The organism is Hoylesella timonensis S9-PR14 (assembly GCF_000762405.1).
Classification (GTDB): domain Bacteria; phylum Bacteroidota; class Bacteroidia; order Bacteroidales; family Bacteroidaceae; genus Prevotella; species Prevotella timonensis_A.
In genome coordinates this window covers 1-6,108 of record NZ_JRPQ01000028.1, presented here as the reverse complement: position 1 = coordinate 6,108, position 6,108 = coordinate 1, and the positions used below count along the sequence as shown (strand labels likewise).

6 protein-coding genes are annotated in these 6,108 nt (G+C 42.4%); 1 reads left to right on the top strand and 5 read right to left on the bottom strand.

The window, feature by feature from the left end; all coding sequences use genetic code 11:
- Positions 1 to 157 precede the first annotated feature (157 nt).
- Positions 158 to 2,299, bottom strand: coding sequence for a GH92 family glycosyl hydrolase (locus HMPREF9304_RS01310; RefSeq protein WP_036926031.1), 2,142 nt, complete (start codon positions 2,297 to 2,299; stop codon positions 158 to 160).
- 222 nt (positions 2,300 to 2,521) lie between these two features.
- Here HMPREF9304_RS01310 and HMPREF9304_RS01305 point away from each other — a divergent pair, with 222 nt between their 5' ends.
- Positions 2,522 to 3,487, top strand: coding sequence for a bile acid:sodium symporter family protein (locus HMPREF9304_RS01305; protein ID WP_036926030.1), 966 nt, complete (start codon positions 2,522 to 2,524; stop codon positions 3,485 to 3,487).
- Positions 3,488 to 3,670: 183 nt separating this feature from the next.
- Here the strand turns inward: HMPREF9304_RS01305 and HMPREF9304_RS01300 are convergent, their stop codons facing one another.
- From HMPREF9304_RS01300 to pyrE, 4 genes are all read right to left on the bottom strand, one after another.
- Complete coding sequence (locus HMPREF9304_RS01300; protein WP_052045813.1) at positions 3,671 to 3,958, bottom strand: GNAT family N-acetyltransferase; 288 nt, start codon at positions 3,956 to 3,958, stop codon at positions 3,671 to 3,673.
- 24 nt (positions 3,959 to 3,982) lie between these two features.
- On the bottom strand, positions 3,983 to 4,546 hold the full coding sequence (locus HMPREF9304_RS01295; protein ID WP_036926029.1) for a hypothetical protein: 564 nt from the start codon (positions 4,544 to 4,546) through the stop codon (positions 3,983 to 3,985).
- Positions 4,539 to 4,952, bottom strand: coding sequence for a hypothetical protein (locus HMPREF9304_RS01290; RefSeq protein ID WP_008123617.1), 414 nt, complete (start codon positions 4,950 to 4,952; stop codon positions 4,539 to 4,541). The genes HMPREF9304_RS01295 and HMPREF9304_RS01290 overlap by 8 nt, the downstream gene beginning before the upstream one ends.
- Before the next feature lie 62 nt (positions 4,953 to 5,014).
- On the bottom strand, positions 5,015 to 5,653 hold the full coding sequence (gene pyrE / locus HMPREF9304_RS01285; protein ID WP_008123618.1) for an orotate phosphoribosyltransferase: 639 nt from the start codon (positions 5,651 to 5,653) through the stop codon (positions 5,015 to 5,017).
- Positions 5,654 to 6,108 lie beyond the last annotated feature (455 nt).

Here is a 6,108-nt window from a genome sequence, read left to right as displayed (position 1 = left end):
AAGTGTGAATTCTTCAAATACGTTTTATAATTTTGCACTTGCTGGTTGACTCTGCGCACCCCCTCACATTTATATATATCCGTGCAAAAGTAATAAAAAAAAATTGTAATTACAAAAAAAATGTATATTTTATAATAATATATTCTTTTTGAGAATCTTATGGTCGCTTGTCTGTCATGAAGAACTCGAGCGTACCACCAGAGACAATATCTTTGTAATCAATATACAACTTTTTGTACGGACGTCCGTTCAACTTGATTTGCTGGACATACACGTTTTTAGCACTGTTGTTATGCGCAATGATAGTGAAAGTTTTGCCTTTACCGACATTCACGACAGCTTTGTCAAACAAAGGCGAACCGAACATGTATCGTCCACCTGCAGGCTCTACTTGATAGATGCCCAGAGAAGAGAGGATGTACCATGCGGACATCTGTCCCACATCTTCATTTCCACTCAGTCCATCGAAATCATTGTGGTACATAGTCTTCAGCACCTCACGTACTTTCTCTGCCGTTTTATCATGCTGCCCCACATAGTTGTACATATATAAGATGTGGTGGCTTGGCTCATTGCCATGTGCATACTGTCCGATCAAACCCGAAATGTCTGGAGAAGCATTCGCTCCCAAATCTCCGGAGATAGTGAACAGCGAATCAAGCTTAGTGACAAACGGGCGTTTCCCACCAAAAAGTTTAATCAGTCCTGGCACGTCATGAGGCACAAGCCATGTATATTGCCAGGCGTTTCCCTCGGTATAATCGTCATTACGGTGTGAAGAATGGAAGGGATTGAATGGTTCACGGAACTTTCCGTTGTCGACACCTCGCATAAAACCTGTTTTCTTGTCGAAATAATATTTGTACGACTTGCTGCGATTGAAGAAATATTGATAGTCTTTTTTCTCTCCCAACAACTTGGCTACCTTAGCAACACAGGCATCTGCCAAGGCATATTCCAAACCTTTTGCCACGGTTTCAAAGGTAGAGTCTCGATTCCAAGGAATGTAACCAAACTTTTTGAGGTTGTCTAACGAACGCTCATCAAGCAACGAAGAGGTGCGCATTGCCTGATAAGCGGCTTTCTTGTCTACATCAAAGCCTTTGAGAACGATGTCGGCAAGCACTGGAATCCCGGGATTACCCACCATACAGTCGGTTTCATTGCCTACAAGATGCCAAACTGGAAGTTTTCCTTGCTGCTGGAAGATATGCAAAAATGTCTGTGCAATGTCACGTTGCTTTTCTGGATGAATAATCGTCATCAATGGATGGGCAGCCCGATAAGTGTCCCAAAGTGAAAGGGTCGTATAATTGACAAAATCACCCTGATAAATCTTTCCATCACTTCCACGATATTGCCCATTCACATCTGAGAAGACAGAAGGGGTTATCATGGTGTGATATAAGCCCGTGTAGAATATCGTCTTGTCATCTAAATTCGGCGTTTCAACCTTAATTTTCCCCAATTCATCGTTCCATGCAGCATCAGCTTCTTGTGCCACTCTGTCAAAATTCCAGTCTTTTATTTCTGCTCTCAGATTGGCTTTTGCATTATCCACGCTCACCGCAGAGATACCCACCCTCACCAACAAAGGTTTTGTGGCATCATCAAAAGAAAAGACACCCACGCTGTCGGCTTGCATCTCTTGCAATTTCACGGCACGTGAGAACTCTGCCACGAAGTACACACGCTGATCTTTTGCCCAACCTTCTGATAAGCGATAGCCACTTACAGTGGTTGGATTTTCCTGTGTGAGTTGGCACTTTGTCATCTTATCCCAACCGATACCTTGTTTCAAGTTCAGTTTTAACAAGGGCTGTTTGCTACTCAATGGATAGGTGTAGCGATGCATACCTGCTCGCTGGGTAGCCGTTAACTCTACCAAGATTTTGCTGTCTGCCAGTCGAACGGTATAATAACCTGGGCGCACATATTCGGCATCGTGCGAGAATCGCTCGGTATAAGTCTTGGCATCGAACGTTGGTAGAAAGGCAATATCGCCCAAGTCGCCAATGCCAGTACCACTAAGGTGCATGTGTCCAAAGCCGATAATGAGTGAGTCGCTATAATGATAGCCAGAACACCAATCCCACCCACGTGTAATCTGTGTCGGTCCCAACTGCACTGCACCAAACGGTACGTTGGCACCAAGGAACACATGTCCATGCCCGCCAGTACCGATGTATGGATTGACAAACTGGGTGAAAGAGTCTTGCGCTGCCGAAACAGACATACTGAAGCCAGCCAACACAAGAGCCAGCAGTTGAGTCTTAAGATAAAATTTTCCGAATTTCATAGGTTGTAATCATGAGTTTTTAGTTTGCAAACATCCCCTTTCATGGGATGCTCACTTTTGAGAGTGCTAAGATACGAAATTTATTCCGATTACCAACCTATCCTCCGCCTCATTTTTGCGCATAACAACAACGCACTTTACCCAAGACTAATAAACGAAAGGGGCAAAGATTTGTCAGTCTCAATATTTTTTACGAATATTGCACCGTCAAATAAAAGAAATATGAGCATTATTAGATTTATCAAGAACTGGACGTTACCTATCTCTATGGCAATTGGCATGACGACTTACAGTGTGTTTGCTTTCATTCCCCCGTTAGATGGAGCAGCCACTTTTTTTGCTCCTATCATGGACGCTATCCTCCCTCTCTTCATGTTCCTCATTCTATTTGTTACCTTCTGCAAGGTAGATTTTAGACGCCTCATACCGGTGAAATGGCACTTTTGGGTGGGTGTTTTCCAAGTAGTCTTTGTTTTGCTCATCATGATTGTTATCTTGGGATGCAAGCTAACAGGCAACGCTCTTATCCTCATGGAAGCCTTACTCACCTGTATCATTGGTCCCTGTGCGGCGGCTGCGGCAGTAGTGACACAGAAGTTAGGTGGAAATTTGGAAGAGATGACGACGTATACCTTTCTCTCTAACTTCATCACAGCATTACTCATACCCATTTGCTTCCCACTGATAGAGCATTCCGAACATATCACCTTTCTTAGTGCCTTCCTGAAAATATTAAACGAGGTGTGTATCGTGTTGGTTGTTCCGATGTTCATGGCTTACATCGTAAAGCACCATTTTCATCGATTTCATCGGTGGGTCATCGGTATAAAAGACCTGTCTTACTACCTTTGGGGATGCTCGCTAATGATTGTTACAGGAACAACACTGAAAAACATTGTACACGCTGAGACAACCACTTCTTTCCTTGTCCTTATTGGCTTGCTTGGGCTTGTACTATGTATCACACAGTTTGCTGCTGGCAGAATGATTGGACAGCGCTTCGATGCGACGGTCAATGCAGGTCAAGCCCTTGGACAAAAGAACACCGCATTTGCGATTTGGATTGCCTACACCTATCTCAACCCCATTGCATCGGTTGGTCCGGGCTGTTACATCCTTTGGCAAAACATCATCAATAGTGTTGAAATTTGGCTTTATAGACGAAAAGGGTTGGAACGCTCTGCGTAATACTGAAAGCCAAAACCACCGATGCTCCACGCTTTTTATCGCTAACAAACCCTTCTCTCTGAGTTACTCAGAAAAGCACCGTGACACCTTATCTTAAACAACGAAATACACAGAAGAAACTAAAAAACATTGCCACAAAACCATTTCACGGAAGAATCGTGGTTCAAAGACAATGTAAGGATGTCAAGTCGTCTGTTCTTCATCTATCCATAAGTCCTTGTAGGCGTCGTTTCTTTGTAGAATGACGCGTGCAAACGAACAAACGGGAAGTATCTTATAATGCTGTTCCCGTGCATAGGCAATGGCTGCCGACATCAACACTTTCCCGATGCCCCGCCCTTCTTGATAAGCATAGGTATGCGTAATCGTGAGAATGTTTTCATGTATTTCAAATTCAAGCAGTCCCACTTCATGTCCATCTTCTATGGCTTGAATTTTACAAGATTGTGGGTGAATGTGAGTTTCTATCATCAGCAGTTGATTCTGAAAAGATGTTTAATTGACGCTTAGTACTCCATGAGGACCAGTGGTCGTTGCTCGGTATCGAGTTAATTTATACCCCGGTTCTCCCTGAACAATATTTCCACCAGTATTAAGATTATAAGTTCGGTGACATGCCTTACAAGAAGCAATGCCCGTAGACGAACAACTTAAAGGGTAATCTTTCCGAGGTATCTGACGCCAATCAAAGCAGTTTGGGCATTGGTAGTCGTATGCATAGAAAATAGCGGGCTGGTCAAGATTGCCATAGCCCACAATCACACCGTTGTTATAACCGATGATAAAGTGCATACGTTGCTCCTTTGCATGGAAGATGGACAAGCTCTGGTTGCCCTGATTGTTCTTAAAAAAGAAATGAGGTGCACCAGCTTTCATCGTTTGTTGAATTAAACAGAACACGCCCGGTGATGCAGGATTCATGGCACTTGCAAGTGTCGCATCTTGATGTTCTTGATTATTCACCAACAGGTGACATCTTACAGAACTGAATTCCTCTTTACTGTCGCCACAAGAAACCCATAAAAGTACGATACAAAAAAAGATAACGACTTTATTCATAGTGAATCATTTGTAACACGTCTGCCACTTTCTCAATCCCCTCTTGCAAAGGTTTCTTTATCATCCCCTTCATGAACATATTGACTTCTGCCTGAATTGTTAATTTCATCTTACTTGATTGTGCTGTCACAGGCACTATTTGTATCCACAACGTGAGTGGAATGGGACTTTGCTGTGTTTGGAACTTAATACATTTAGGTGCATCACGCTCAATAATATTCAATTGCACGGCACCCAAGGGGGAATTGATCGACACCGAGTCGGCATCGAAATTCAAATCCTTGAGTTTATCTTCAGGTATCTTATCCCGAACTTTCTCCAAGTTGCTAAGATCGCTCAACATTTGGTACACTGCCAGTTGGGGATAAGGAATCTCTCGAATAGAACTTTCAAATTTCGCAGACATGCTTATATGGTTTTTGATAAATGAATAAAAAAGTTGGTAAGTTGTTGACAAGTCTTCGGTGGCTACTTTCTCCAATTGGCAGGGTCTTCACGCCACTGGTGTAACAAGTCTAAGTCACGCTCTTGAATATAACCAATGGACAAGGCTTCTTCAACCATGTTTTCATAATCTGTCAAAGTAACTAATTGAAGGTTCGCCTCTTCAAAAGCTTTTGCTGCAACGGGGAAACCGTATGTAAACGATGCCACCATGCCCACAACATCGGCACCTGCTTTGCGCAAAGCCTCTACTGCCTTCAGCGAACTACCACCCGTAGACACCAAGTCTTCTATCACCACGACCTTTGCATTGGGCTTTAATTCACCTTCTATCAAGTTTTCAAGTCCGTGGTCTTTGGGTTTGCTACGAACATAAACCAGCGGTAAATTCAACGTATCTGCGATGAGGGCAGCTTGCGGAATGCCTGCCGTTGCTACACCTGCGATGACATCCACCTCGGGGAAATGCTCCAAAATGGCATGGACCATACCTATCTTTACAAACGTACGTACCGCAGGAAATGAAAGTGTCTTGCGGTTATCGCAATAAAACGGAGACTTCCAACCCGATGCCCAAGTAAATGGTTCGTTAGGCTGAAGCTTTATGGCTTTGATTTGTAACAGTTTTGAAGCAAATTCTCTTTTGAGCGTTGTCTTTTCCATAATTCATTGATATTTTTATTTTGCAAAGTTAAATGAAATACACAAGATAACAAAAAGTAACGCACGAAAATGCGTGGCTCTTTCACGCAAAAACAATATCTTTTGTTGTTGTAAACAGCGTAGAAGAAATCAAAAAACGAAACAAACAGAAAAAACGAAAATGTAAGTACAATATAAAAAAGGACAAAGAACGTGGACGTTCAAACGAAAGGAAAGAAATACGTTGTAGTCTCTCTCCAAACTATCGTCAAAAGAGAATGACTGTAACTATGTTTTTTGTTTTTTTAGGTAGAATGGGACGTTCTTTCGTGAAATTTCTTTGGCGGTAATGTTTTTAGATTCTTTTGTGTTTTTCGTTGTTAAAGAATGAAATGTCATGATATTTTACTGTTAGTAGGAGAAATTGGTGATGCGCTGTATTAGAGGATCATAAATGCTGAATTTTCTTTACAAAG

Bases quoted from the DNA above. Each gene is read 5' to 3' on its own strand.
- HMPREF9304_RS01295 (WP_036926029.1), bottom strand. From the start codon at position 4,546: ATGAATAAAGTCGTTATCTTTTTTTGTATCGTACTTTTATGGGTTTCT.
- HMPREF9304_RS01305 (WP_036926030.1), top strand. From the start codon at position 2,522: ATGAGCATTATTAGATTTATCAAGAACTGGACGTTACCTATCTCTATG.
- HMPREF9304_RS01300 (WP_052045813.1), bottom strand. From the start codon at position 3,958: ATGATAGAAACTCACATTCACCCACAATCTTGTAAAATTCAAGCCATA.
- HMPREF9304_RS01310 (WP_036926031.1), bottom strand. From the start codon at position 2,299: ATGAAATTCGGAAAATTTTATCTTAAGACTCAACTGCTGGCTCTTGTG.
- HMPREF9304_RS01290 (WP_008123617.1), bottom strand. From the start codon at position 4,952: ATGTCTGCGAAATTTGAAAGTTCTATTCGAGAGATTCCTTATCCCCAA.
- pyrE (WP_008123618.1), bottom strand. From the start codon at position 5,653: ATGGAAAAGACAACGCTCAAAAGAGAATTTGCTTCAAAACTGTTACAA.